A 25,633-nucleotide genomic window follows, 5' to 3' on the forward strand; every position below is an offset into this window, starting at 1 on the left:
TACTTCGGCGGCGCCTGGTTCCACCACCCCGTCGGCTCCGGCGTCCTCCTCGGCTGTGCCGTCCTCGGCGACCGAGAACCCAGCTCCGCCGCCGGCACCCTCGTCGACCACAGCCAAGCCCCAGCCGCCACCCAGTAGTTCGAAGGCGCCCGCGAAGGCGCGGCCGTCGTTGGCGGTGCAGGTCGTCGGGCTGGTCAATGACGAGCGGAGCAAAGCCGGGTGCGGTCCGGTGGCTGAGGAACCCCACCTCGACCGCGCGGCGCAGGGGCACAGCGACGACATGTCCGCGCGCGACTACTTCTCCCACGACACTCCCGAAGGCGACGACTTCGCCGACCGCATCACCGAAGCGGGCTACCCGCGGCCGGGCGCCGAGAACATCGCGAAGGGTGCGTCCAGCGCGGAGCAGGTGATGCAGATGTGGATGAATTCCAGCGGCCACCGCGACAACATCCTGAATTGCTCGCTCAAGAAGATCGGGGTGGGAGTGGCGACGTCGGGCTGGTACTGGACGCAGGATTTCGGCTACTGATCCGCTCGCCATAGCGGGCCAGCACGGCGGCCCGCAGCTTGGGATCCGTCCGCGGTACCGGTTCGATGAAGACCTCCGTCACGTCGTTGAACTGCTCGCCCAGTTCCTCCGCCAGCCGGACGCACGTGCGTTCCACGTCGGCCGCGCCGAGTGCGTCGTCGAAGTCGACTCGGGCGCAGACCAGGACGTTGTCGGTGCCCATGAGCATGGTCTGCAGGTCCACCAGGGCCTCGATCTCGGGGGCCGCCGCGAGATGGTCGTGGATCCCCCGGACCAGGCGCGGGTCGGCCTGCCTGCCGACGAGCAGGCCGCGGTTCGTGCTGCCCAGCAGGTACGCGACGCCCGCCAGCAGCACGCCGATCAGGATCGACGCAAGGCCGTCCCACACGTCCGAGCCGGTCAGCTGGTGCAGTCCGATCCCGGCGAACGCCAGCAGCAGCCCGACGAGCGCGGCGGAATCCTCGAACAGCACCGTCTTCGGGGCCGGGTCGTCGATCATCCGCAGGTAGCTGAAGAACGGCCGCTGCTCGGCTTTCGCGTCGCGGCGGACCTGGCGCACCGCTTGCGTCCACGATACCGACTCCAGCACGAAAGCCAGGCCCAGCACGAGGTACCCGACAATCGGTCGCGTTTGCTCCCCGCCGTCGCCGAAAACGGTGGCGAAACCTTCGTACAGGGCGAAAACCGCACCCGACGCGAAAATCGACACTGCCGCCAGCAGGGACCAGAAGTAGCGTTCCTTGCCGTACCCGAACGGGTGCCGCCGGTCGGCCGGGCGTTCCGAGCGCTTGAGCGCGGTGAGCAGCAGGACCTCGGTGATCGTGTCGGCGACCGAATGCGCGGCCTCCGACAGCATGGCCCCCGATCCGGTGATGATGCCCGCGACGAGCTTCAGCACCGCGATCGCCAGGTTCACCCCACCGGCCAGGACAACGGTGAGGGTGCTTTCGCCACCCGCGGATTCATCGCTCACGCGGGGAAGACTAACCGCGAAACGGCCCTCCCGGCAGAAGAGCCAGGAGGGCCGCCGACGGGTCAGTCGTCCTTTTCGGGCAACGGAGTTTCGTCGTCCGGGGTGTCCGGTTTGGCCGGAAGTTCGGCGTCGTCGAGCGACGGCGCACCAGCCGCGACGAGCGACGGTTCCGGCTTGCGCTTCACGGAGGTCAGCAGCAGCTGGGCGACGTCGACGACCTCGACCTTCTCGCTCGCCAGCCCGTCGCTCTGACGCGCGGTGACGCCGTCGGTGAGCATCACGCGGCAGAACGGGCAGCCGGTGGCGATCTTCGACGGAGCGGTGCCGAGCGCCTCGTCGACGCGCTCGACGTTGATCCGCTTCCCGATCTTCTCCTCCATCCACATCCGTGCACCGCCCGCGCCGCAACACATCGAACGGTCGCCGTGCCGCGGCATTTCGCGCAGCTGCGCACCAGACGCGCCGACGAGCTCGCGCGGTGCGTCGTAGACCTTGTTGTGGCGGCCCAGGTAACACGGGTCGTGGTAGGTGACGTCCTCGGCGACCGGCGCGACCGGCGTCAGGTGCTTCTCGCGCACGAGGCGGTTCAGCAGCTGCGTGTGGTGCACGACGTCGAACTGCCCGCCGAGCTCCGGGTACTCGTTGGCGAGGGTGTTGAAGCAGTGCGCACAGGTGACGACCACCTTGCGCGCCTTGCGTTCCCGTCCTTCGAACACCGAGTTCAGCACCTCGACGTTCTGCTGTGCCAGCATCTGGAACAGGAACTCGTTACCCGCGCGGCGCGCCGGGTCGCCGGTGCACGTCTCCTCCGAACCCAGCACGGTGTACTTCACGCCCGCGATGTGCAGCAACTCCGCGACCGCACGCGTGGTCTTCTTCGCGCGGTCCTCGAACGCACCCGCACAGCCGACCCAGAACAGGTACTCCGCGTCGCCGAGGTCGCCCTCGAAAACGGGGACCTCGAAGTCCAGGTCCTCCGTCCACTGCAGCCGGTCCTTGGCGTTCTGGCCCCACGGGTTGCCCTTGTTCTCCAGGTTCTTGAACATCCCGTTGAGCTCGGTGGGGAACGACGATTCGATCATCACCTGGTACCGGCGCATGTCCACGATGTGGTCGACGTGCTCGATGTCGACCGGGCACTGCTCCACGCACGCGCCGCACGACGTACACGACCACAGCACGTCCGGGTCGATGACGCCGCCGTCATCGCCGATGAGCGCCTTCTGCGACTCCGCGATCGCGAGGACGTCAATGCCCGCGTACATGTTGTCGCCGGACAGGCCGACTTCGTCGCCCGCCATGTCCCGCTTGCCACCCGCGAGCAGGTACGGCGCCTTCGCGTAGGCGTGGTCGCGAAGCTGCGTAATGAGCAGCTTCGGCGACAGCGGCTTACCTGTGTTCCATGCCGGACACTGTGACTGGCAACGGCCGCACTCGGTACAGGTGGAGAAGTCGAGCCAGCCTTTCCAGCTGAAGTCCTCGATGGCGCCTACGCCGAACGTGTCCTCGTCCGGGTCGGCCTCTTCGAGGTCGAGGACCTTGCCCTTGCTCATCATCGGCTTGAGCGCGCCGAGCGCGACGCCGCCGTCCGCCTCGCGCTTGAAGTAGATGTTGAAGAACGCGCTGAACCGGTGCCAGGCGACGCCCATGGTCATCGTGCGGGCCACGACGATCAGCCACACCGTCGCGCTCATCAGCTTGATGAAGGCGAACACCGACACCAGCGCGGCGCTGGACGGCAGCAGCTCGCTGAGCGGGTTCGAGACGAAGGCGGCCCAGGTCGGCGTCTCGTGGACGTGCATGGCGGCTTTACCCGCGCGCACGCCGATGATGCCGATGCCCTCGATGATCACCACGGCCTCGACGAAGTAGGCCCACTTGAAGTTCGAGCCCGCGAAGCGCGACAGCCGGTCGGCGCGGCGCGGGTGGTTTACCTGGCGGATGATCGCGAGCGCGACGCCGCCGACGACCGTGCCGACGCCGAGGAGCTCCATCAGCAGGCTCCACAGCGACCAGTCCTCGAGCACCGGCCAGCCCCAGGTCGGGACGAACACCTCGCCGTAGGCCTCGAAGAGCGCCAGCGACCCGATCAGGAAGCCCCACATGACCATCCAGTGCCAGGGGGCGACCTGGCGGAACTTCGCCATGCGGGTGTGCGCCGCGAACTCCTTGATCAGCGTGCCGAGCCGCGGCAGGAAGGGGCCGTTGCGGGTCGAGTCGGGCTGGCCGAGTCCGATCACCCGCACGAAGCGGGCGATCGTCGCGACGAACATTCCCCAGGCGACGACGCCAAGGAGGACGGAGAGCCCCCCGAGCGTCAGCTGTACAGCGCCCATCGTCGGGTGCCTTTCGTCCGGTGTGGTGGTGCCGGTGCGCGAGCGCGCCGGTGCGGTGCAGGGTAACGCCAGGTACTGATGGGTAACCGGTTCAGTGGCCCCAAGTCCCACTGATGTGGTGCACGCCTCGCTGGCAAGTGGGACGATCGTTCAGGTACTTTGTTCAACTATGGGTGCTTACTTGTACCTCGCTTTGGCGATTGCCGCAGAAGTGACTGCCACTGTTTCGCTCAAGCTGTCCGAGGGGTTCTCGCGGCTCACGCCGTCGATCCTGGTGGTCGTCGGATACGGGATCGCGTTCTTCGCGCTCGCGCGGGTGCTGAAGCTCGGGCTGCCGATCGGCGTGGCGTACGCGATCTGGGCCGCGGCCGGGGTCGCGCTGGTGGCGCTGATCGGCGTGCTGTTCCTGAAGGAACCGATCAACCTGGCGATGATTTCCGGGCTGGTGCTGGTGATCGGCGGGGTGGTGCTGATCGAGGTCGGGAGCAAAGCGTGAAAATCCAGGTCGACGGCCGCAAGGCACGCGGCGAGAAGCGGCGGACCGAGATCATCGAGGCGACCCTGCGCGTGATCGAACGCGACGGCGTCGCCGGGGTCACGCACCGCACGGTCGCGACGGAAGCCGGCGTACCCACCACGTCCACGACGTACCACTTCACGTCACTGGACGACCTCCTCGTCGCCACGCTCATCTCGTGCGCGCGGGACATGGCGACCGAGGTGTACTGGATGATCGACCGCGCGCGCTCGCGTGGCAGCCGGGGTGCCGAGGAGGTGGCCGGGCTGCTCGCGGAGGCGCTCGGCCCGCGGCGCGGGCGCACGATGGCGGAGTACGAGCTGTACCTGCTGGCCGCGCGCAAACCCGAGCTGCGGCCCGCCGCGCGCCGGTGGCTGGACGTGCTGACGTCGATGGTCCGGCACGACGACGAGGTCGCCTTCCGGGTGTTCCTCGCGGGCATCGACGGCCTGCTGATCCAGGGACTGATCGACGACGAGCCACCGTCCGCGGACGAGCTGCGGCCGGTGGTGGATTACCTCCTGAAGCCGCGCTGAGTCGGATAGCTTGCGGGGATGCGGATCGTGGGTGATTACGAGGTGGACGACCGCCGGGAGCGGCTCGACCTCGACATGGTGTGGAAGTTCCTGTCGACCGAGGCGTACTGGGGCCGCTGGCGCACGAGGCCACAGGTGGAGGCAGCGGTGGCCGGGTCGTGGCGAGTGGTGGGCGCTTATGCGCGGGCTGATGGTCAGCAGGTCGGCTTCGCGCGCGCGTTTTCGGATGGGGTGACTTCGGCATACCTGGCCGACGTCTTCGTGGTCGAGGCTGCGCGCGGAACGGGGCTGGGGAAGGAAATCGTGCGCGAGATGATCGACGATGGCCCGGGGGCGGGGTTCCGGTGGATGCTGCACACCGCGGATGCGCACGGGTTGTACCGGCAGTTCGGTTTTGCGGAGCATTCGAAAGGCTGGTTCCTGGAAAGGGAACGGGAAGAACCTCTCCGGTAAGTCCGTGAAGGGAACCATCAGGGAATCAGATTCCGTGATGGTTCCCTTCACGGACTTGGGTTCGGCCAGATACGTGAAAACCGTCAGCCCTTGTTCTCGTACACCGGCGTCAAAGTTGCCCGCCCCAGTGTGTGCCCGAACAGGTTGAAGCCCAGGAACGCCGGCGTAGCGTCCTCCGGGACCTCCAGCGTCTCCACATCCAGCGCGTGCACCACGAAGAAATACCGGTGCGGCCCATGTCCGGGAGGCGGCGCGGCGCCCAGGAACTGCCGCGCTCCCCCGTCGCCCTTCAAGGTCACCGCGCCCGGCGGCAGGCCGGACCCCGACGAGTCCCCCGCGCCGGAGCGGAGTTCCGTCACTGTCGCGGGGAGGTTGAACACTGCCCAGTGCCAGAAGCCGCTGGCTGTCGGGGCGTCCGGGTCGTAACACGTCACCGCGAAGCTGCGCGTGCCCGGCGGGAAGCCTTCCCACGACAGCTGCGGCGAGCGGTCTTCGCCGCCGGCGCCGAAAATGCCGGACAGGTGGGGCGTGGCGAGGGTTTCGCCGTCGGCGATGTCCGTGCTGCGCAGCGTGAACGACGGAACCGACGGCAGATGGTCGTACGGATTTGGCGGCTGGGGCATCAGGTCCTCCTGATCGCGCGGGGGCTCTCGCGGCCAGGTTAGGACCCCGGGGCCCCTCAGGGATGTTTCGGGGGGTTTACCGGATGTCTCCCCTGCCCCCTTCCTTCTAACGTCGACCGCGGGACGAACCAAACTGAGGGGAACTGACATGGCACGCCCGCTTCTGGCACTGGCCGGCATCGTGGTGATCGGACTGGGGGTCGCGATCGGGTTCGGCTGGGGCTTCGGGTCCTCCGTGTCGAGGGACGCGACCCTGTCGCAGGAGATTCGCGGCGTGAAGCTCGCCGCCGGGTCCGGGGACGTGCGCATCCGCACCGGGGACGGTCCGGTCCGGCTGCACGAGACGCTGCGGTACCACTTCGGCGGCGAGCCGGGCGACGCCTACCGCATCGAGGGTGACCAGCTGGTGCTCGCCGACTGCGGCCGTAACTGCTCCGCCGACTTCGACCTCGTCGTTCCCGCCGGGATTCCGGTCACGGGCAACTCCGACTCCGGTTCGCTGGACATCGACGGCGTCGGCAGTGTCGACGTCACCGCCGACTCCGGGCACGCCGAGGTCGCGAATGTTGCCGGGCCGGTGAAGCTGCGGCTCGACAGCGGGTCGATCGACCTGCGCAACGTCGGCGAGGTGCAGCTGCACAGCGACTCCGGGCGAGTGCAGGCCAAGGGGGTCCGCGGGTCCGCCGACATCTCCGCCGACAGCGGGCGCGTCGAACTCGAGCTCGTCCAGCCGAACAACGTCAAGGTGCGCGCCGAATCCGGCAAGGTCGAGCTGACCGTGCCGACCGGGTCCTACCAGGTCACCGGCACCACCGACAGCGGTCACCGGTCGATCGAAATCCCGCAGAACTCCGGTCCGGACGCGAAGACCCTCGACGTGAACACCTCCAGCGGCAGCGTCACCGTGAAGGCCGCCTGACATGCGCAAGATCGAAACGCGGCTGCTCGCCGCGGCGCTGGCGGGCGCGGTGGGGGCGTTCGCCGTCACTGCCGCGATCAGCCAAGCACCTGAGCCGCCCGCGGCCCCGGTCTCCACGGTCGGGGTCGCGGTGCCGCACGCCGTCGTCCAGGTCGTCGAAACCGTCGAAACCGTCGAAACCGGGGTCGTCCGCCGCGCCTGACCTGATGAGCGGCGTCACACCCCATCGGGGCGAGATCTACGGGTGATCCCGGGAACAAGACCGGGGACCTGCCCGTTATCCTGATACGAAGGTTGAGCGCAGTCGGCTCAAGTCTGCCGGACTTGGCCGGGCGCAGACCCGAGGGAACCTGCCAGCGGGGCACTCAAGAGTGCACTGTATGCGCAGGTCACGAACCATAGCAGCAAGCATTGTCCAGAACGAGAGGAAGCACCATGGCGCGAGCGGTCGGCATCGACCTCGGCACGACCAACTCGGTCGTCGCCGTCCTTGAGGGCGGCGAGCCGACGGTCATCGCCAACTCGGAAGGCTCCCGGACCACCCCGTCCATCGTCGCCTTCGCCAAGAACGGCGAAGTGCTCACCGGCCAGCCGGCGAAGAACCAGGCCGTCACCAACGTCGACCGCACGATCCGGTCCGTGAAGCGGCACGTCGGCACCGACTGGAAGACCGAGATCGACGGGAAGAACTACACGTCGCAGGAGATCAGCGCCCGCGTGCTGATGAAGCTCAAGCGCGACGCGGAGGCGTACCTCGGCGAGCCGATCACCGACGCGGTGATCACGGTCCCGGCGTACTTCGAGGACGCGCAGCGCCAGGCCACCAAGGAGGCCGGCCAGATCGCGGGCCTGAACGTGCTCCGCATCGTCAACGAGCCCACCGCGGCCGCGCTGGCCTACGGACTGGACAAGGGCGAGAAGGAACAGACCATCCTGGTCTTCGACCTCGGTGGCGGTACGTTCGACGTGTCGCTGCTGGAGATCGGCGAGGGCGTCGTCGAGGTACGGGCCACCTCCGGGGACAACCACCTCGGTGGCGACGACTGGGACGAGCGCATCGTCAAGTGGCTGGTCGACAAGTTCAAGGCGACGAACGGCATCGACCTCACCAAGGACAAGATGGCGCTGCAGCGCATCCGTGAGGCGGCGGAGAAGGCGAAGATCGAGCTGTCCAGCTCCAACTCCGCCGGCATCAACCTGCCCTACATCACCGTCGACGCGGACAAGAACCCGCTGTTCCTCGACGAGCAGCTCTCGCGCGCCGAGTTCCAGAAGATCACCTCGGACCTGCTGGACCGCACGAAGGCGCCGTTCAACAACGTCATCCGCGACGCGGGCATCTCGGTCGGCGACATCGACCACGTGGTCCTCGTCGGTGGTTCCACCCGCATGCCCGCGGTGGCCGACCTGGTCAAGGAGCTCACCGGCGGCCGCGAGCCGAACAAGGGCGTGAACCCGGACGAGGTCGTGGCCGTGGGTGCCGCGCTGCAGGCCGGCGTGCTGAAGGGCGAGGTCAAGGACGTCCTGCTGCTGGATGTCACCCCGCTGTCGCTCGGCATCGAGACCAAGGGCGGCGTGTTCACCAAGCTCATCGAGCGCAACACCACGATCCCCACCAAGCGGTCGGAGATCTTCTCCACCGCGGACGACAACCAGCCGTCGGTGCAGATCCAGGTGTTCCAGGGCGAGCGCGAAATCGCCGCGGCGAACAAGAAGCTCGGCATGTTCGAGCTCACCGGTCTTCCGCCCGCCCCGCGTGGCGTGCCGCAGATCGAGGTCACCTTCGACATCGACGCCAACGGCATCGTGCACGTCACGGCGAAGGACCTTGGCACCAACAAGGAACAGTCGATGACCATCACCGGCGGCTCCGCGCTGCCGAAGGACGACATCGACCGCATGGTCAAGGACGCCGAGGCGCACGCCGAAGAGGACAAGACGCGCCGCGACGAGGCGGAGACCCGCAACCAGGCGGAAACGCTGGTGTACCAGACCGAGAAGTTCGTCAAGGACAACGAGGACAAGCTCCCCGACGACCTCAAGGGCAAGGTGCGCACCGCGATCGACGAGGCGAACGAGGCGCTCAAGGGCACCGACTCGGCCAAGATCCGCGAGTCCATCGAGAAGCTGAACACGGCTTCGCAGGAGCTGGGCAGCGCGCTGTACGCGAACGCCGGTGGCGCCGAAGGTGCGGCCGCCGGAGCCGCCGGTGCGGGCGCGGGTGCGGGTGCTGCCGGTGAGACCCCGAAGGCCAAGGCGGACGACGTGGTCGACGCCGAGATCGTGGAGGACGAGAAGAAGTGACCCCACGCCACTCCGAGACCGAGGGCTCCGGCCCCGAGGAACCGGTGGTCGTGCGGGATCGGCGGCGGGTGGACCCGCAGACCGGCGAGGTCCGCCGGCCTGCCGCGGAGGAGGTGCCGGACATCAAGGCGCCTTCCGAAGCGGCCGGGCCGTCGCTCGGCGATTCGGTTGACGACGCGGTATCGGTTGCCTCGGACATCGAAAAGCAGCTGGCCGAGCGCACGGCCGATCTGCAGCGGCTGCAGGCGGAATACGCCAACTACCGCAAGCGGGTCGACCGGGACCGCGAGGTCGTGGTGCAGGGCGCGAAGGCGACGGTGGTCGGCGATCTGCTGCCGCTGCTCGACGACCTGCAGCGCGCGGAGCAGCACGGTGACCTCACCGGCGCGTTCAAGGCGGTGGCCGACAAGCTGGTCGCCAGCCTGGAACGGGCGGGGCTCGAGTCGTTCGGCGCCGAGGGCGACGAGTTCGACCCGAGCGTGCACGAGGCTGTGCAGCACGCCACGTCGCCGGACGTGAAGGGCCCCACGGTCACCCTGGTCATGCGCCGCGGGTACCGCTTCGGCGATCGCGTGCTGCGGGAGGCGCTCGTCGGCGTCACCGACCACGAGCCGGCTGCCCCACCCACGGCGGCCCCGGTCGACGCGCCGGTCGAGGGTGAGCTGCCGCTCGACGGATCGGTCGATGAGCCCGGTCAGCAGTAACAGGCGGTTCGAAGCGAAAGGAGGAGACACCCGATGAGCGCTCGGGAGTGGATCGGCAAGGACTTCTACAAAGAGCTGGGTGTCTCCTCCGACGCGACCGCGGACGAGATCAAGAAGGCCTATCGCAAGCTGGCCAAGGAAAACCACCCGGACGCCAACGCGGGCAACACCGCGGCCGAGAACAAGTTCAAGGCCGTGTCCGAGGCGTACGGCGTGCTGTCCGACCCGGCAAAGCGCAAGGAGTACGACGAGGCCCGCACGCTGTTCGGCGCCGGCGGGGCCGGTGGGTTCGGCGGCTTCCCCGGTGGCGGCGGCGCGGGCGGGTTCGACATGAGCGACCTGTTCAACCAGGCCGGCGCGCAGCAGGGCGGGTTCAGCGGGCTCGGCGACATCCTCGGCGGCATCTTCGGCCGTGGCCGGGGTGGCGCGGCCGGGACCACGGCGAACCGGCCGCAGCGCGGGGCCGACGTCGAGACCGACGTGCGCATCGACTTCCTGGAGTCGGTGAAGGGCGCCACGCTGCCGTTGCGGCTGTCGAGCCCGGCCACCTGTGCCACGTGCGGCGGTAACGGCGCGAAGCCGGGTACGTCGCCGCGCACCTGCCCCACCTGCAACGGGTCCGGGCTGGTCAGCCGCAGCCAGGGCGCGTTCGCGTTCTCCGAGCCGTGCCGCGACTGCCGTGGCCGTGGCCAGATCATCGACGACCCGTGCCCGGAGTGCGGTGGCGAGGGCATCAGCACCCGCACCCGCACGCTCACCGTGCGCATCCCGCCGGGCGTGAAGGACGACCAGAAGATCCGGCTGGCCGGCCAGGGCGAACCCGGTCGCGGCGGTGCGCAGGCGGGTGACCTGTACGTCCGCGTGCACGTGGCTCCGCACAAACTGTTCGGGCGCAAGGAACTCGACCTCACGCTCACCGTGCCGGTCGATTTCACCGAGCTCGCGCTCGGCACCACGGTCACCGTGCCCACGCTCGAAGGCAAGGTGTCGCTCAAGGTGCCTGCCGGTACCGCGAGTGGCCGAGTGTTGCGCGTGCGCGGAAAGGGCATTCAGAAGAGGGACGGCGCTCAGGGTGACCTGCTGGTCACCCTGGAGGCGGCGGTCCCGGCCAAGCTCGACGACAAGGCGCGGTCGGCACTCGAGGCCTACGCCGAGGCGATGAAGGGCCACGACCCGCGGCCTGGGATCACCGAGTTGCTCGAAGGCAGGTGAGGGCGATGTTCGGCGGCACTCCGGGACTTCCGCACGGCGCGGACGAGGACACCCCGGTGTTCGTGATTTCGGTGGCGGCCCAGCTTTCCGGGCTGCACGCGCAGACGCTGCGCTCGTACGACCGGCACGGCCTGGTGTCGCCGGGCCGCACGTCCGGGGGTGGGCGCCGCTACTCGATGCGCGACATCGCCCTCCTGCGGGAGGTCCAGCGCCTTTCGCAGGAGGACGGGGTCAACCTGGCGGGCATCAAGCGGATCATCGAGCTGGAGAACCAGGTCGACGCGCTGCGCTCGCGGTTGCACGAGCTCACCGAGGAGCTCGCCGCGGCCTACGCGGCCGCCGAACAAGCCGCTGCCGCGGTGCATGCGTCGTACCGCAAGGATCTCGTGCCGCTGCGGCAGCAGACGGCGATGGTGGTCTGGAAACCCAAGCGGCGCTGAGGGCCGTCAGTCCACCGTGAACGGGTCGTACTGGATCTGCCCCAGTGCGCTGCCCGCGACGAGCATCCGGGACACCGTCGCGCGGATCATCGCCGGGGAGCCGGACACGAGAATGTCGTGGTCCGGCCAGGCGCCGTAACGGGTCACGGCCTCGGCGAGCGTGCCGTGCTCGCAGCCGGGCAGGTGGTCGCCGCGCTCGACGACCGGGGTGATGGTGAGCCACGGGTTGGTGGCGGCGAGTGCGCGCAGCTCCTCGAGGTCGTAGAGGTCATCGCGGGTCGGTCCGCCGAAGAACAGCCAGGTTTTCGGGTTCTCGCCCCACAACGCGAGGTGGTCGAGGATCGAGCGCAGCGGCGCGACCCCGGTGCCGCCCGCGACCATGAGCACGCCACGGGACCGTTCGCGGTCCACCGCCATCCGGCCGAGCGGCGGCCCGAGCCGCCATACGTCACCGGCCTGCGTGTGGCTCACGATCGCGCGGGACACCCAGCCGCCGTCCACCGCGCGGACGTGGAATTCGATCCCGCCGTCCTCGCGCGGCGCGTTCGCCGGGGACAGGTACCGCCAGAGCCGCGGCCGCTGCGGGACCTCGACGCTCATGTACTGCCCTGGCACGTAGGGCACCGGCTGGTCCGGAATCACCCGCACCAGCGCGAGATCCCAGGTGAGCCGCCGGTGCTCGACCACGGTGGCGTGCCACGACGCGGGGTTCTCGTCGGCCGCGGCGGCCTCCTGCATCGCGCGCGCGACGATGGTGAACGCCTCCGCCCACGCGCGCTCGACCTCCGGCGTCCACTCCGGGCCGAGATGGTTCTTCAGCGCAGCCAGCAAGGCCGTGCCGACCGCCTCGTAATGCTTGGGGATCACGCCGAACTTGCGGTGGTCGCGGCCGAGCTGGCGGAGGAACGGCACCAGGTCGTCGGGGCGGTCCACCATCTGCACGATGCGGACCAGCGCCCGGACGAGCCGTCCGCGCTGCACTTCCATGTTGATCGGGAAGAAGTCACGCGTGGCAGGCGCGAGAGTGAAGAGCATTCCGTAGAAGAACTGGGAAATCTCCGGGATGTACGGCTCCGAGCGGGCCCACGTGTCACGAATCAGCGCAACCATGGCGACGACCGCGGCCGGCGCCTGACGGGGCGCCGAGGAACGCGGGATCGGGCTGATCGAATCGGCTGTCATGGGGCTGTCGTTCGCTGGTCGGGACCGGAGGCGGGAGGGCCGGGCGGGGATTGTCACGGGAGGGCGGCGAGTGTGTCCACCGGCACCGGTTGACGCTGTCTCACGGGGGAATGCGCCACTCCTGCTCCTCGTTGTCGACTACGTGCTCGCCGCGCCGGCTTGCGTCGGCTCGTCCGCAGAGTAGCCGCACTGGCGCGGATTCCCTGCATCGTTGCTCCGGTCGGGTTACCGGCCGCTCGGGACGTGGGACAGCTCACCAGGTAGATAGTTGTGCTACGCAACCTTCCGGACGTAAACTTGCTCAGTACAAGCAAATGGGCAACGGGCCCAGGAGGAACCATGACCCCTGCTGACGACGTGCGGCTGGAACTGCTGCGGGAGCTGAAGACCTCCAATCAGCTTCAGCACCTGTGGATGATGCAGGCGTGGCAGGACGAACCCGGTCTGCACCCGGCGTCGGCGATGCTGCTGTCCGACCTGGAGAAGCACGGTGAGGCCCGCCCTTCCGAGGTCGCCAAACGCAGGCTCGTGGACCTGTCGGTGATCAGCAGGCAGATCGCGCAGCTGCAGGCCGCCGGGCTGATTGACCGCCGCCCCGCCCCGGAGGACGGGCGCGCGTCGCTGATCAGCGTGTCCGAGACCGGCCGCGAGCAGCTCGAGCGGTGGCGGAAGCAGTACCTCGAATTCTTCGAGAAGGCATTGGGCGGCTGGGACGAGGACCGGGTCACCGAGCTCCGTTCCCGGCTCGCCGAACTGAACGACGGTTTGCGCTCGGCTCTCGGTGCTCCCGAGGCCTGTGGGGCAGGAAAGTAGGAACACCGTGGAAACCGCAGCGCCCGGGCAGCCGATGTCGCATCGGGAAATCCTCAAGGCCTTCACCGGCCTGCTGCTCGCTTTGCTCGTGGCGCTGCTGTCTTCGACGATCGTGTCCAATGCACTGCCGACGATCCTCGCCGATCTGCACGGTTCGCAGAGCGAGTACACCTGGGTCGTCACCGCGACGCTGCTGACGTCGACCGCCACCACCCCGATCTGGGGCAAACTTTCCGACCTGTTCAGCAAGAAACTGCTGTACCAGGTCGCGATCGTGGTCTTCACCTTCGGCTCGGTGCTCGGCGGGATCGCGCAGTCGATGCCGGAGCTGATCGCGTACCGCGCACTGCAGGGCGTCGGGCTCGGCGGGCTGCAGGCGCTGATCCAGGTCGTGATCGCGGCGATGATCGCGCCGCGCGACCGGGGCCGCTACACCGGGTACACCGGTGCGGTGTTCGCCGTCGCGACCGTGTCCGGACCGCTGATCGGCGGCCTGATCGTCGACTCGCCGCTGGGTTGGCGCTGGTGCTTCTGGGTGTGCGTGCCGCTGGCCGTGGTCGCGTTCGTGGTGCTCGGCCGCACGCTGAAACTGCCGGTGCTGAAGCGGAAAGTCCGCATCGACTGGCTCGGCGCGACCCTGCTCGTCGGCGGCGTGGCGTTGCTGCTGATCTGGATTTCGCTGGCGGGCGCGACTTTCCCGTGGATTTCGTGGTCGAGCGCCGCGTACGTCGGGGGTGCACTCGTTGCACTCGCGTCGGCGGTATTCGTGGAAACGCGGGTGGCGGAGCCGGTGGTTCCGTTGCGGCTCTTCCGGAATCGTACGTTTACCTTGGCCGTGCTCGCGTCGCTGGCGGTCGGCACCGCGATGTTCGGCGGTTCGGTGTTCCTCGGGCAGTACTACCAGATCGCCCGTGGGTTCTCGCCGACGCACGCGGGTCTGATGACGCTGCCGATGGTGCTCGGCTTGGCCATCGCGTCGACCGGTGCCGGACAGGTCATCTCGCGGACCGGGCGCACGAAGCCGTTCATGGTCGCGGGCGGGATTCTGTTGCCTGCCGGGCTGTTCCTGCTCGCCACGGTGGACCACGCGACGAACCTGACGTTGATGGGCGGCTACCTCGCGCTGGTCGGCATCGGGCTGGGGTTCCTGATGCAGAACCTGGTGCTGGTGGTCCAGAACACCGTCGCGATGAAGGACATCGGCTCGTCGTCCTCGGTGGTCACGTTCTTCCGGTCGCTCGGCGGTGCGGCGGGGGTGTCCGCGCTGGGTGCGGTGCTGGCCGCGCGGGTGGCCACGAACATCGCGAACTCGTTGACCCACCTGGGAATGCCGGCCGGTGGTGCAGTGTCGGGCGGAGGCGGCGCGTTCAACATCGCCGCGCTGCCGCCTGCGTTGCAGCCGGTGGTGCGCGCGGCCTTCGGCGACGCGACGGGTACGGCGTTCCTCTTCGCGGCCTTCATTGCAGTGGTCACGTTTGTCGCGGTGCTGTTCATCAAGGAAGTGCCGCTGCGCCGCACGCTCGACGTGGACACCACGCCGGTCGTCGCTTCGCCGGTCGAGGTGACCACGGCACTGCGCGGACGCGTCCTCGCCGCTGACGGTCGTCCCCTGTCGGGCGTCGTGCTCACGCTCACCGATACGACCGGCCGTCAGGTGGACGTCGGACGTACAGGACGTACAGGCGCGTACGAGCTTTCGGCGGACACGGCAGGCGAACACGTGCTTCTCGCAACTTCAGGCGCGTCGCAGCCCGCGGTTTCGACAGTGCAGCTCGGAGGCACCCCGGTGTGGCACGACCTGCTGTTGGACCGGCGCTCTACTGAGAGTGTCATTCGGAGCGAACGCGAAGGCTCCTTCCGGCCCTGACCTGCGGCCGTGGCGCGGCGGTAGCGTCGATTCGTGACGCGGAGCCGGTTCGCGCTGCTCGGGGCGATGGGGATCGACAACTTCGGATCCGGCCTTTTCCTCCCGCTCGCCTTGCTCTACGTGACGCGGGTGCTGGGGGTCCCGCTCGCCGTGGCGGGCACGGCGGTCACCGTGGGGACCACGGCGGGGCTGCTCGTCCCGCCGCTCGCCGGACGGCTGGTGGACCGCGCCGGGCCGCGGACGGGAGTGCTTGCGGCACAACTGCTCCAGGCCGCCGGGACCAGTGCGTACCTGCTCGCGAGCGGGGTCGGCGGCGTCGTGGTGGCGGCTGTCCTGCTGGGCGCCGGGCAGCAGTTGTTCCACAGCTGCCTGTTCGCGCTGATCTCGGAGGTCGCCGGGGACGTGCCGAAGGACCGGCCGTTCGCCGAGGTCGGGATGGTGCGCGCGGGCGGGTTCGGGCTCGGCGGGCTGACGTCGTCGGGGCTGCTCACGTGGTTCGGCGATCGCGGGTACAGCGTGGCGCTCGTCGTGGACGTGATCACCTTCCTGGTCGCCGCGGCTCTGGTGGCCGCGTTCGTGCGCCCGGCTCAGCGGGTGGCCCGTGCGGTCCGCGCGCCCGCCGGAGTGCTGCGCAATCGCCCGTACCTCGCGCTGATCCTGCTCAGTGGAATGTTCGGGCTCTCCCTCGACTTCTTCCTGATCGGTACCCCGGTGTTCGTGCTCGACCGGCTGCACGCGCCGATCTGGCTGCCGGGCGCGATCCTGTTCCTGCTGACCGTGCTCACGAGCATCGGCGGCACCATCGCACTGCGGCTCACCCGGCGGCTCAGCCGGATCGACGCGATGCGTGCCGGGTCTGCGCTGTTCGCCGCGTGGTGCCTGGCCAGCCTCGGCGTGCTGCTCGTACCGCAGAGCTGGCAGGTGCCGTACCTGCTGGCTACTACGCTCGTGTACGCCGCCGGTGACCTCGTGTTCGGCCCGCGCTCCGGCGCGCTCGCCGAGGCCGCCGCACCGCCCGAGGCGAAGGGCCGCTACCTGGCCGCGTTTCAGTACGCGTTCACCGTGGCGCAGGTGCTCGCCCCGGCGGTGGTGTCGCTGTTCTCCGTGTCAGCGTGGTTACCCTGGGTCTTGGTCGGGGGTTGCGCTTGCCTCGCCGTGCTGGGGCTCGGCAGGCTGGGACCGAGGTTGCCCGCGGCAGCGGTGACGCCGATTCAGAGTTGAGCGGAACAGACTCAAGTTTGCTGACGTTATACCTGTCGACTGGCCTTGGTCGGGCCGGTCATCAGGGACTTTTCACGAACACGCATGAGGTGAGGGATGGACGCTTTCAACCCGACCACGAAAACCCAGCAGGCGATCTCGTCCGCGGCGCAGGCGGCCACCATGGCCGGCAACCCGCACGTGTCGGCCGCCCATTTGCTGGGCGCCCTGCTGGCGCAGGGCGAGGGGCTCACCGCGCCGCTGCTGACCGCGGTCGGGGCGGACCCGGAAGTGGTGCACAAGGAGCTCGAGCCGATCATTGCCGGGCTGCCGTCGGCGACTGGCGCGACCGTGTCGAGCCCGCAGTTCGACACCCACGCCGTCAAGTCGCTGACGCATGCGCAGAAGCTCGCGACCGAGCTCGGTGACGAGTACGTGTCCACCGAGCACCTGCTCGTCGGCCTCGCCACTGAGGGTGGCCAGGTCGCCGACCTGCTCAAGCGGCACGGCGCCACGCCGGATGCGCTCCGGGAGGCGTTCGCCAAGGTACGCGGGTCGGCGCGGATCACGAGCGCGGATCCGGAAAGCACGTTCAAGGCGCTGGAGAAGTACGGCGTCGACCTGACCGATCGTGCCCGCGCCGGCGAGCTGGACCCGGTGATCGGCCGGGACACCGAGATCCGCCGGGTCGTGCAGGTGCTTTCGCGGCGGACCAAGAACAACCCGGTACTGATCGGCGAACCTGGTGTCGGCAAGACGGCAATCGTCGAGGGTCTGGCCCAGCGGATCGTCGCGGGTGATGTGCCGGAATCGTTGCGGGGCAAGCGGGTCGTGGCTCTCGACCTCGGGTCGATGGTGGCCGGGGCGAAATACCGCGGTGAGTTCGAGGAGCGGCTGAAGGCCGTGCTCAAGGAGATCACCGACTCCGCGGGTGAGGTCATCACGTTCATCGACGAGCTGCACACCATCGTCGGCGCGGGTGCCACCGGCGAAGGCGGTGCGATGGACGCGGGCAACATGATCAAGCCGATGCTGGCTCGTGGTGAGCTGCGGATGGTCGGCGCTACCACGCTCGACGAATACCGGCAGCACATCGAGAAGGACGCCGCGCTGGAGCGGCGTTTCCAGCAGGTGCTGGTGGGCGAGCCGTCGCCGGAGGACACGATCGCGATTCTGCGTGGCCTCAAGGAGCGTTACGAGGTACACCACGGCGTCCGGATCACGGACGCCGCACTCGTGGCCGCGGCGACGCTGTCGGACCGCTACATCACCGCGCGGTTCTTGCCGGACAAGGCAATCGACCTGGTCGACGAGGCGGCGTCCAAGCTGCGCATGGAGATCGACTCGCGGCCGGTGGAGATCGACGTGGTCGAACGGGCTGTGCGGCGGATGGAAATCGAGGAGATGGCACTGTCCAAGGAGGACGATGCCGCCTCGCTCGAGCGGTTGACCGCGCTTCGGGCAGAGCTGGCCGAGAAACGCGAAGAGCTCACCGCGCTCACCGCTCGCTGGCAGAACGAGAAAGGCTCCATCGAGCGGGTCCGTGAGCTGAAGGAGCAGCTGGAACAGCTGCGCGGCGAGTCGGAGCGCGCGGAACGCGACGGAGATCTCGGCAAGGCCGCGGAACTGCGGTACGGCCGGATTCCGGCGCTGGAAAAGGAGTTCGAGGCTGCCACGGCCGCGAACGAGGTCAGCAAGCAGAACGTGATGCTGAAGGAAGAGGTGGGTGCCGACGACGTCGCCGACGTGGTCAGCGCGTGGACCGGCATTCCGGCCGGGCGCCTGCTGGAAGGCGAGACGGGCAAGCTGCTCCGGATGGAGGAGGAGCTGAACCGGCGCGTGATCGGGCAGGACCAGGCGGTACAGGTCGTCGCGGACGCCGTGCGGCGCGCGCGGGCCGGCGTGGCCGACCCCGACCGGCCCACCGGGTCGTTCCTGTTCCTCGGCCCGACCGGCGTCGGCAAGACTGAGCTGGCGAAGGCGCTGGCGGAGTTCCTGTTCGACGACGAGCGCGCGATGCAGCGCATCGACATGAGCGAGTACTCCGAGAAGCATTCGGTGGCTCGCCTGGTCGGCGCGCCTCCGGGGTACGTCGGGTACGACCAGGGCGGGCAGCTCACCGAGGCCGTGCGGCGCCGTCCGTACACGGTGGTGCTGCTGGACGAGGTCGAAAAGGCGCACCCGGATGTGTTCGACGTGCTGCTGCAGGTGCTCGACGACGGCCGGCTGACGGATGGTCAGGGGCGGACGGTGGACTTCCGCAACACCATTCTGATCCTGACGTCGAACCTCGGCTCGCAGGCGATCGCCGACCCGGCGCTCGACGAGCGGCAGCGGCGGGATGCGGTGCTGGACGTGGTGCAGCGGCAGTTCAAGCCGGAGTTCCTGAACCGGCTGGACGACATCGTCGTGTTCCACTCGCTCGGTACCGAGCAGCTGACGTCCATTGTGGATATTCAGATTGCCCGGCTGGCTCGGCGGCTGGCACAGCGGCGGTTGCATCTGGAGGTCACGGCCGGTGCTCGGGAGTGGTTGGCGCTCAACGGGTTCGATCCGATTTACGGCGCGCGGCCGTTGCGGCGGCTGGTGCAGTCGGCGATCGGGGATCAGCTGGCGAAGCAGCTTCTGTCCGGGGAGGTCCGGGACGGGGATACCGTTCGGGTGGACATTCCGGAGATCGAGGCTGGGGATACGTTGACTGTTGCCCGGGTGGACTGAGGAACTGTTGCGGTGGGGCACCCCGAAGCCCAATTGTGACTACGGTCCGGGGTTGCTTGTCAAGGCGGGAAAGATGCCTTGACAAGCAACCCCGGACCGTGTTTTGGCTTCGTATCGGGGTGCAGGGCCGGGTCTGGCTGCCGGGTCTCGTGGGGTGCGCGGGGTGCGGCTCGGGCGGTGGCCTAAGTCCGTGAAGGGAACCATGAGGGAATCTGATTCCGTGAAGGTGGCCTTCACGGAACGGCGGCGGCGCGGGGGGCGCCAGCGAAAGGCGATTTGTCGACGTAACCGTGGGGGTTTGGCCGAAAGGGGGCGTGCGACACGGGGCGGCCCTCCTGGTGGTTGGGGCTTGCAGCGATACCCTGACCGGCGTGGGTATTTCGGCGTGGATCTGGTTTGTCATCGCCGCCGTCGCGCTGGTGGTGGGCCTTGGCCTGCTGTTTGCCGACCGGGCCAAGGAAGGTTCGCGCAACCGTGAGCGGATGCGCTGGGCCCAGCTGCGTGGGTGGCAGTTCGTCGAGGAGGACGAACGGTTGCCGCGGCAGTGGGCCGGTGGGGCGATCGGCTACTTCGGTGCGGAGGCGGCGGTGAACGTCGTCGCGGGGTCCACCTTCACCTCCGACGGGCGCCGTCCCGTGTTCATCTTCGACATCGAGTCCCAGGGGCAGGTGCCTGCGGTCGTGGTGGCCGTGCGGTGCAACAAGACGCATCGGGTACCCGTCGAGATGTGGCTGTCCAGCGTGCCGTTCCAGCGCGAGAACATGCCGGAGATGCTCGGTCCGATCGGGCAGCGGTACGCGTTCGCCGATGACGCCGAGGGGGCCCGCCAGGTCATCACCCAGGAGCTCGTCGACGCGGCTGACCAGCTCGGCGGCGACGTCGGCGTGGCCTGGCTCGAGAACGAGTGGGTGCTGGCGAGCGTGGTACCCGGCGCGGGCCCGTCCCGGCTCGAGCGGTTGTTGCGCGACCTCGGCGAGATCGCCGACATCGTCGACCCGTTCGATGAGGACTACGACTCCACCGGTACCTGGACTCCCACCACGGGCACCCCGGCTCCGTCTCCGGCGGACACCCGGGTCACGCAGCCGGTGGACAGCCGTGCGGTCGAGACCCAGGCGCCGTCCCCGGCAGACACTCGTACCACCGAGCGGCAGCCGTCCCCGCCCGAGCCGCGGACTCCGCCAGGGGGTCCGAGCACTTCCGGTGCTGTTCCGCCGCCCCGCCCGGTGGAGAATCCCGGCGAAGAGAACTGAAAAACCGCCCGGCCGCACATCCCAGCGGCCGGGCGGTTTCTTATGACTCGCCGGTCGGATTGGCGGGCTTGGCCAGCGGGCCGGGCGACCACAGACCCCAATGCGTCACCGGCCGCTCGTGCAGGGCCGCGGTTGCCGGGAGGGCCGCCGCGACGTCCGGCTTCACCTCGTACAACGTGCCCCAGTCACGGTCGACGTCGCCTTCCAGGTACGTCGGCAGGGCTTCCATCGTGGTCGTCACGTCCATCCAGCCGAACGGGCCGCCGCCCGCGGGTGCGGACCAGTACCGGCCGACCGTGCGCAGGTCTTCGCCCGCGCTGATGCGGAACTTCGGGACCTCCGCGACGCCGTCGTGGATCGACGACGGCCGCAGGCACGGGTGCTGCGCCGCGGCCGCCCACTCCAGGAACGCGGGCGAAGTGCCGACCACCTCGGTCATTTTCGCGATCTTCGGTGCCCGCGGTGCGCTGAAGGCGAGCCAGCCGTCGTCACCGAGGCCGCGGCTCTTGGCCACGATCCGGACCCGGTCGGCGTCCGCGGGCACGCTCGCCCGCGAGTCGCGCCACGCCGGTCCGCCCTTCTTGCCGAGCTCCTGGCTGCCCAGCACGGCGAAGCCCCCGGGCGTGTCCTTGCCGAATTCGGCGACCAGCGAGTTCGGTTCGTCGGCCTTGCCCGCGACGGCGACCACGATCGGCACGTCACCGGCTCGCGCGCGCTCCGGGATCGGGTACCACTCGGTACGGAGGTCGCCCGCGTTGTCGCCGGAGGAGTGGTAGCTGCCCCAGATCGGCGCATTGCCCTTGCCCAGCTGGTACGGCGGCTTCCACTTGCCGGTGTCCGGGGGCAGCCCGCCGCCGGTCACGAACCCCTCCTGCGTACTGCCGAGCCACTCCTGCGGATTCGCCTTGGTGTCCGGCGGCGGCGTCCAGCCCGGCGCGGCGGCCTGCGGCTGCGGACCGGCCGTGAGGACCCCGGCGAGCGGATCGCGTTCGACCTGGATGTAGTCCGACAGCCCGCAGCTCGCCCCGGCCAGCTGCCGCACGTTGTCCGCGCCCATGCTGTAGGTGTCCGAGCGCTTTTCGATCACCTTGGTGAGGCTGCCGATCTCGAACAGCACCAGCACCGCACACACGGTGGACAGCGGCGCGAGCCCGAGCCGCAATGCGCGTCCACGGTTCTCCACATCGGACTGCGACAGCGGCCTCGGTGGTACGAACGGCTCGTGCTCGTTGTGTTTCACGTGCTCGATGACCGCGACCGTCAGCGCAACCCCGGCCGCCACCAACGCCATCGTGCTGAGCCGGATCCCGAAGAGCTGCGGCGGCAGGTCGAACCACGGCACGCCCCATTCCGAGACGTACCACCACGCGTTCGGTCCCGTCGACGCCAGCGCGACGATCACCATCAGCCCGGCGAAGAACGCCGCCCGGTTACGCCGGGACAGCAAAACCGTGGTGCCGGTGGCCAGTGCGGTGAGCGCGGCGAGCGGCCCGCCGATCGCGACCAGCATGCCGAAATGGTGCGTGTGCTTGGTCGGCGCGAGTGCAAGGACCACAAAGGACAGTGCGCTGATTCCGAGCAGCCGTCGGCTCGGCCCGAGCGCGGCACCCGGAATGTTGCCGCGCCGCAACAGCACCACCGCGCAGGTCGCGAGGCACAGGAAGACCAGCAGCACCGGGAACCGCCGCGTCATCGAGCCGTCCGGGCTGTCGCTGAACAGCATCGAATAGCGGTTCAGCTCGGTGTACCACGCCCCGGTCGGCCCGAGCTGGGACCGCAGCCGCACGGATTCCCAAGCCCCGCGCAGAGTCTGGTCGCAGAAGATCAACGTGAGGATCACGAGCCCGGACGCGGCGATCGGCGCGAGCACCGGAACCCAGCCGAACTGACGCGCATGCCGTAGCACGGTTTTCGCCAGCGGTTTCAGCCCCACCACGAACGGCAGCACAGCCATCAGCCCGTGCGGGTTCACCGCGACGCACAGCGCGGCCACGGTCAGGCCGATCGCGGCCGGACCCAGCCGCCGCGTCGCCACGGCGCGTTCCACCGTGCAGATCGAGATCAGCGACAGCAGCGCAACCAGGTTCTCCGGGCGAAGGCCGTTGTTGTACGGCAGCCAGAAGGCCAGGAACACCGCGCCGGCCGCCCAGCCGGCCGCGCTGCTGGTCCGCACCTGTTTACCCAGGCGGGGTAGTACTCCGCGGCTGATCAGGAGCCAGCACGCTACGCCCATCAGCAGCGACGGCAGCCGCATCCACGGGATGAGGGTGCTGACCTTCGTCATCGCCGCGTAGATGTCCACGAACCACGCCATCGGCGCGTCCGGAGCGGCAAACCATCGGTAGTACTCGCCGATGTACCCCGCGTCGCCACGGACGCGCGCCATCGTGAGGAAGTACCCGTCGTCGGCGGTCATCGCGCCGATCAGCCACCACACCACGAGTGTGCCGAGCACGGCGACGTCCAGGAACTTCAGCCGCCACCAGCCGCGGGCCGCGAGCTTCGGCGCCCGGCGTCCGCTGAGCCGGTCCAGCCGGTACAGCGCAATCACGGCGCCGAGGAAGCAGAGCACGGACAGCACGATGGCGGCCAGCTTGATGCCGGTCGCGGTGCTGTCCCAGCGGTTGTCGACCTGTGCGGACACGGTGAGACCGCGGGTGTCGTCCTGGCCGGTGAGGTCCGAGAAAATGCCGGTGACCTGCGGCCGGTGGTCGCCGGTCACGTCGGCGAGGCGGGTGGCGGCGACGAACGCGGTGGTGCGCTGTGCGTCGCTGTGCACGGTGACCGCGCAGGCGCCGTCGCCGATCGGCACGGTACCCAGCTGCTGGCCGCGCGAGGAGAGCGAGAGCTGTCCGTCACCGACCTGCAGGGCCATCCCGGTGACGACGCCGGTGCTGGAGTTCGGCGGGTTGGTGCCGAACAGCGTCGCGGTCCCGCCGGTACGGGCGTCCAGCGCGCGGGCGGTCGCGCACGGGACCTTCGCGTCGAGCGACAGCGGCGCCTGCGCGGTGAGCGGCGCGGACACCGCCCGGGTGCCCTGCGCGGTCGGCCATTCCAGCGTGGTCTGCTGCAGCGTGACCGGGAGAAACGGCACGGCAATGGCCAGAATTGCCCCGGCAATACCGAAAACCGCCGCGAGCAACCGCACCCGTCGCGCGGACCGGCTTCTGCCCGCGCCGACCGGCGGCGCCGTTTCGGCTACAGCAGATTCGAGGTCGACCACGCCCAGGAGGTTAGCCAAACGGGAATGGGCTTCCCGCCGGGGACTCTCTCGACGACAGCGCCCGCTGGTCGGGACCACCCTGGGTAAGTAATCGCCGGGTCCATTCCGGCGAATGGGTGAAGATCGCGGCCGGTGAAATCAACCCGGCGAGAAAATGAACGGCGGTCCGGAAAGAGTCCAGCCGGTGCTCGGCTGCCCCAGCGCCGAAACGCGCACCTGCTGGGCGTGGTGCCCCGGGTTGGTGGACGTGGTCGCCTGCACGGCGGCGATGTCTTCGGCCGCCAGCTCGCCGTGGAACCGGTCCGCGAGCTCGGAGGTCGACTGGCTGGTGGCGACCAATGCGTGTGCCGGGCCGAGGTCTCCACCCACGACGTGCCGCTGCTGCGTCTCCAACCGGGTGACGTCGAGGTTGCCGGCGAACTGGCCGAGCACGTTCTCGTCGGAGTTCGCCACCACCGAACCCAGCTCGCCCAGGTCGACGGCGTCGGCGGACGTGCGGTGCACGCGGGCGCCGCCGCGCAGGTCGCCGGAGAACCGGCCGGCCAGCCCGGCGTCCGCGCCGGACGTGCTGTCCGACAGCGCGTCGACGCCGTGTGGCAGGCGTACGCCGTGCCGCATCGACTGACCGGCACCGGCGAGGTCGGAGTCGGCGTTCGGCTGCCGGTGGTGCACCTCAAGGTCGTTGCCGGTGAACGCCCGGCCCGGGGAGCCGAGCCGGAGGTCGTGGCTCTGCGCCTGGCCGACGGTGTCCGGAGCGACCGCTTGGTGCAGGGCGGACGCCGCCGACACCGGCAGGTCGCGGGTGGCGATCTTTTCGTCGCGCGTGAGATGCAGGTCGGAGGTACCGGACTGGTGCAGGTCGAGGGGTGCTCGGGGGTCTGCCTGCGCCGTCGCCGGGCCGGCGAGCAGCAGGGCGAGCGGGGCCGCGCCGGCGGCCATCCGGGGCAGGTATCCGGGCGTTCGCTTCGTGTGCTTGCCCATGCGCCGGACCCTACTGCGGCACCAGCGCAAACGCAGCTGATCACCGGGTAGCTTCACCCTTATGACGACGACCGCAGTGATCACCGGAGCCACCTCGGGCATCGGCGCGGAGTTCGCGCGCCGGCTCGCCACCGAGAAACAGGACCTCGTGCTCGTCGCCCGTGACGAGACGCGGCTGGGCACCCTCGCCGAGCAGCTGCGCCGGGAGCACCGGGTCGAGGTCACCGTGCTGCCCGCCGATCTGTCCGAAGTGGACGGACGAGCACTGGTCGCCGATCTGCTTGCCACGGAGCCCATCGACCTGCTGGTGAACAACGCCGGGTTCGGCCTGAGCGGTGAGTTCTGGGAGATCCCGGCCGACGACCTGCAGCGGCAGCTCGACGTGAACGTCACCGCCGTGCTCCAGCTGACCCGTGCGGTACTGCCCGGCATGGTCGAGCGTGGGCGCGGCGACGTCGTCAACGTGTCGAGTGTGGCCGGGTTCTTCTCCGGCCGCGGGTCGACGTACACCGCGAGCAAGAACTGGGTGACGTCGTTCACCGAGGGCATCGCGATGTCGTTGCCGCCGGGACTGCGGATGATGGCGCTGTGTCCCGGTTTCACCTACACGGAGTTCCACGATCGGGCCGGGCTGCGCCGGGAGGGCCCGAACGCGCTGTGGCTCGAGGTGGCGCAGGTCGTCGACGAGGGGCTCGCGGATCTGCGGCGCGGCAAGGTGATTTCGGTACCGAGCCTGCAGTACAAGGCGCTGGTCGCGCTCGGCGGCGCGCTGCCGCGGACGGTGCTGCGCAAGCTGGCGGGCGGGTTCGGGAACCGGCAGCGGACGTGACGGTAGGGCCAGCACCAC

The 25,633-nt window shown here is 69.2% G+C and carries 22 protein-coding genes; 16 read left to right on the top strand and 6 right to left on the bottom strand.

The features are described 5' to 3' along the window. Positions 1–229: 229 nt before the first annotated feature. The gene (locus tag OO71_RS53100) at positions 230–532 is read left to right on the top strand and encodes a CAP domain-containing protein (protein WP_342669925.1); all 303 of its coding nucleotides are present in this window, start codon (positions 230–232) and stop codon (positions 530–532) included. Here OO71_RS53100 and OO71_RS12845 read toward each other — a convergent pair. Continuing rightward, complete coding sequence (locus OO71_RS12845; protein ID WP_051791509.1) at positions 468–1,505, bottom strand: cation diffusion facilitator family transporter; 1,038 nt, start codon at positions 1,503–1,505, stop codon at positions 468–470. The genes OO71_RS53100 and OO71_RS12845 overlap by 65 nt on opposite strands. A 62-nt stretch (positions 1,506–1,567) precedes the next feature. Further along, positions 1,568–3,841, bottom strand: coding sequence for a (Fe-S)-binding protein (locus tag OO71_RS12850; RefSeq protein ID WP_033289976.1), 2,274 nt, complete (start codon positions 3,839–3,841; stop codon positions 1,568–1,570). A 169-nt stretch (positions 3,842–4,010) separates the two neighbouring features. Here OO71_RS12850 and OO71_RS12855 point away from each other — a divergent pair, with 169 nt between their 5' ends. From OO71_RS12855 to OO71_RS12865, 3 genes are read left to right on the top strand one after another with little or no spacing between them, the layout of a single operon-like run. After that, positions 4,011–4,337 carry a DMT family transporter gene (locus OO71_RS12855; RefSeq protein WP_033289977.1) on the top strand — a complete coding sequence of 109 codons (327 nt, stop codon included), beginning with the start codon at positions 4,011–4,013 and terminating at the stop codon, positions 4,335–4,337. Further along, positions 4,334–4,894, top strand: coding sequence for a TetR/AcrR family transcriptional regulator (locus tag OO71_RS12860; RefSeq protein ID WP_033289978.1), 561 nt, complete (start codon positions 4,334–4,336; stop codon positions 4,892–4,894). Before OO71_RS12855 ends, OO71_RS12860 begins: the two co-directional genes overlap by 4 nt. A gap of 18 nt (positions 4,895–4,912) precedes the next feature. Then, on the top strand, positions 4,913–5,347 hold the full coding sequence (locus OO71_RS12865) for a GNAT family N-acetyltransferase (protein ID WP_033289979.1): 435 nt from the start codon (positions 4,913–4,915) through the stop codon (positions 5,345–5,347). A gap of 83 nt (positions 5,348–5,430) precedes the next feature. On the opposite strand, the gene OO71_RS12870 is transcribed toward OO71_RS12865, so the two are convergent. Then, complete coding sequence (locus OO71_RS12870; RefSeq protein WP_033289980.1) at positions 5,431–5,970, bottom strand: YbhB/YbcL family Raf kinase inhibitor-like protein; 540 nt, start codon at positions 5,968–5,970, stop codon at positions 5,431–5,433. Positions 5,971–6,118: 148 nt separating this feature from the next. Here OO71_RS12870 and OO71_RS12875 point away from each other — a divergent pair, with 148 nt between their 5' ends. The 6 genes from OO71_RS12875 to OO71_RS12900 all read left to right on the top strand — a co-directional run bounded on the left by OO71_RS12875 (position 6,119) and on the right by OO71_RS12900 (position 11,549). Then, the gene (locus OO71_RS12875; RefSeq protein WP_033289981.1) at positions 6,119–6,889 is read left to right on the top strand and encodes a DUF4097 family beta strand repeat-containing protein; all 771 of its coding nucleotides are present in this window, start codon (positions 6,119–6,121) and stop codon (positions 6,887–6,889) included. 1 nt (position 6,890) lies between these two features. Next, positions 6,891–7,091 carry a hypothetical protein gene (locus tag OO71_RS12880; RefSeq protein ID WP_033289982.1) on the top strand — a complete coding sequence of 67 codons (201 nt, stop codon included), beginning with the start codon at positions 6,891–6,893 and terminating at the stop codon, positions 7,089–7,091. A gap of 233 nt (positions 7,092–7,324) precedes the next feature. After that, positions 7,325–9,193: a molecular chaperone DnaK gene (gene dnaK, locus OO71_RS12885; RefSeq protein ID WP_033289983.1), complete on the top strand. Its 1,869-nt coding sequence runs from the start codon at positions 7,325–7,327 to the stop codon at positions 9,191–9,193. Continuing rightward, positions 9,190–9,897, top strand: a complete 708-nt coding sequence (gene grpE / locus OO71_RS12890) for a nucleotide exchange factor GrpE (RefSeq protein ID WP_033289984.1) — start codon at positions 9,190–9,192, stop codon at positions 9,895–9,897. Before dnaK ends, grpE begins: the two co-directional genes overlap by 4 nt. 33 nt (positions 9,898–9,930) lie before the next feature. Continuing rightward, entirely contained in the window at positions 9,931–11,109 is a 1,179-nt protein-coding gene (gene dnaJ, locus OO71_RS12895; RefSeq protein ID WP_033289985.1) for a molecular chaperone DnaJ, read from the top strand. 5 nt (positions 11,110–11,114) lie between these two features. Beyond that, positions 11,115–11,549 (top strand): heat shock protein transcriptional repressor HspR, encoded by a 435-nt coding sequence (locus tag OO71_RS12900; RefSeq protein ID WP_033289986.1) that lies wholly within the window; start codon positions 11,115–11,117, stop codon positions 11,547–11,549. A 6-nt stretch (positions 11,550–11,555) separates the two neighbouring features. On the opposite strand, the gene OO71_RS12905 is transcribed toward OO71_RS12900, so the two are convergent. Then, positions 11,556–12,731, bottom strand: coding sequence for a globin domain-containing protein (locus OO71_RS12905; RefSeq protein ID WP_211260508.1), 1,176 nt, complete (start codon positions 12,729–12,731; stop codon positions 11,556–11,558). A 339-nt stretch (positions 12,732–13,070) separates the two neighbouring features. Between OO71_RS12905 and OO71_RS12910 the strand changes: the two genes are divergently transcribed. The 5 genes from OO71_RS12910 (at position 13,071) to OO71_RS12930 (ending at position 20,582) form a co-directional block, all read left to right on the top strand. Further along, positions 13,071–13,544 (top strand): MarR family winged helix-turn-helix transcriptional regulator, encoded by a 474-nt coding sequence (locus OO71_RS12910; RefSeq protein WP_033289987.1) that lies wholly within the window; start codon positions 13,071–13,073, stop codon positions 13,542–13,544. Between the two features lie 34 nt (positions 13,545–13,578). Continuing rightward, on the top strand, positions 13,579–15,411 hold the full coding sequence (locus OO71_RS12915; protein ID WP_245633656.1) for an MFS transporter: 1,833 nt from the start codon (positions 13,579–13,581) through the stop codon (positions 15,409–15,411). Between the two features lie 33 nt (positions 15,412–15,444). Next, positions 15,445–16,632 carry an MFS transporter gene (locus OO71_RS12920; protein ID WP_033289988.1) on the top strand — a complete coding sequence of 396 codons (1,188 nt, stop codon included), beginning with the start codon at positions 15,445–15,447 and terminating at the stop codon, positions 16,630–16,632. Between the two features lie 96 nt (positions 16,633–16,728). Next, a complete protein-coding gene (gene clpB, locus OO71_RS12925) occupies positions 16,729–19,329 on the top strand; it encodes an ATP-dependent chaperone ClpB (protein ID WP_033289989.1) in 2,601 nt (866 codons plus the stop codon). Positions 19,330–19,700: 371 nt separating this feature from the next. Next, positions 19,701–20,582 carry a type III secretion system chaperone family protein gene (locus tag OO71_RS12930; RefSeq protein ID WP_033289990.1) on the top strand — a complete coding sequence of 294 codons (882 nt, stop codon included), beginning with the start codon at positions 19,701–19,703 and terminating at the stop codon, positions 20,580–20,582. Between the two features lie 40 nt (positions 20,583–20,622). Here OO71_RS12930 and OO71_RS12935 read toward each other — a convergent pair whose 3' ends face one another. Both OO71_RS12935 and OO71_RS12940 read right to left on the bottom strand, forming a co-directional pair. Further along, positions 20,623–23,805, bottom strand: a complete 3,183-nt coding sequence (locus OO71_RS12935; RefSeq protein WP_211260509.1) for an arabinosyltransferase domain-containing protein — start codon at positions 23,803–23,805, stop codon at positions 20,623–20,625. Positions 23,806–23,943: 138 nt separating this feature from the next. Beyond that, positions 23,944–24,786 carry a hypothetical protein gene (locus OO71_RS12940; protein ID WP_211260518.1) on the bottom strand — a complete coding sequence of 281 codons (843 nt, stop codon included), beginning with the start codon at positions 24,784–24,786 and terminating at the stop codon, positions 23,944–23,946. Positions 24,787–24,847: 61 nt separating this feature from the next. Between OO71_RS12940 and OO71_RS12945 the strand changes: the two genes are divergently transcribed. Then, complete coding sequence (locus tag OO71_RS12945) at positions 24,848–25,615, top strand: SDR family NAD(P)-dependent oxidoreductase (RefSeq protein ID WP_033289993.1); 768 nt, start codon at positions 24,848–24,850, stop codon at positions 25,613–25,615. Positions 25,616–25,633 lie beyond the last annotated feature (18 nt).

This window comes from Amycolatopsis jejuensis (assembly GCF_000717335.1).
Classification (GTDB): domain Bacteria; phylum Actinomycetota; class Actinomycetes; order Mycobacteriales; family Pseudonocardiaceae; genus Amycolatopsis; species Amycolatopsis jejuensis.

Excerpts from the sequence above, each read along its gene's own strand:
- OO71_RS12850 (WP_033289976.1), bottom strand. The coding sequence starts at position 3,841 with ATGGGCGCTGTACAGCTGACGCTCGGGGGGCTCTCCGTCCTCCTTGGC.
- OO71_RS12855 (WP_033289977.1), top strand. The coding sequence starts at position 4,011 with ATGGGTGCTTACTTGTACCTCGCTTTGGCGATTGCCGCAGAAGTGACT.
- OO71_RS12865 (WP_033289979.1), top strand. The coding sequence starts at position 4,913 with ATGCGGATCGTGGGTGATTACGAGGTGGACGACCGCCGGGAGCGGCTC.
- OO71_RS12870 (WP_033289980.1), bottom strand. The coding sequence starts at position 5,970 with ATGCCCCAGCCGCCAAATCCGTACGACCATCTGCCGTCGGTTCCGTCG.
- OO71_RS12875 (WP_033289981.1), top strand. The coding sequence starts at position 6,119 with ATGGCACGCCCGCTTCTGGCACTGGCCGGCATCGTGGTGATCGGACTG.
- OO71_RS12880 (WP_033289982.1), top strand. The coding sequence starts at position 6,891 with ATGCGCAAGATCGAAACGCGGCTGCTCGCCGCGGCGCTGGCGGGCGCG.
- dnaK (WP_033289983.1), top strand. The coding sequence starts at position 7,325 with ATGGCGCGAGCGGTCGGCATCGACCTCGGCACGACCAACTCGGTCGTC.
- dnaJ (WP_033289985.1), top strand. The coding sequence starts at position 9,931 with ATGAGCGCTCGGGAGTGGATCGGCAAGGACTTCTACAAAGAGCTGGGT.
- OO71_RS12900 (WP_033289986.1), top strand. The coding sequence starts at position 11,115 with ATGTTCGGCGGCACTCCGGGACTTCCGCACGGCGCGGACGAGGACACC.
- OO71_RS12905 (WP_211260508.1), bottom strand. The coding sequence starts at position 12,731 with ATGACAGCCGATTCGATCAGCCCGATCCCGCGTTCCTCGGCGCCCCGT.
- OO71_RS12910 (WP_033289987.1), top strand. The coding sequence starts at position 13,071 with ATGACCCCTGCTGACGACGTGCGGCTGGAACTGCTGCGGGAGCTGAAG.
- OO71_RS12915 (WP_245633656.1), top strand. The coding sequence starts at position 13,579 with ATGTCGCATCGGGAAATCCTCAAGGCCTTCACCGGCCTGCTGCTCGCT.
- clpB (WP_033289989.1), top strand. The coding sequence starts at position 16,729 with ATGGACGCTTTCAACCCGACCACGAAAACCCAGCAGGCGATCTCGTCC.
- OO71_RS12940 (WP_211260518.1), bottom strand. The coding sequence starts at position 24,786 with ATGGGCAAGCACACGAAGCGAACGCCCGGATACCTGCCCCGGATGGCC.
- OO71_RS12945 (WP_033289993.1), top strand. The coding sequence starts at position 24,848 with ATGACGACGACCGCAGTGATCACCGGAGCCACCTCGGGCATCGGCGCG.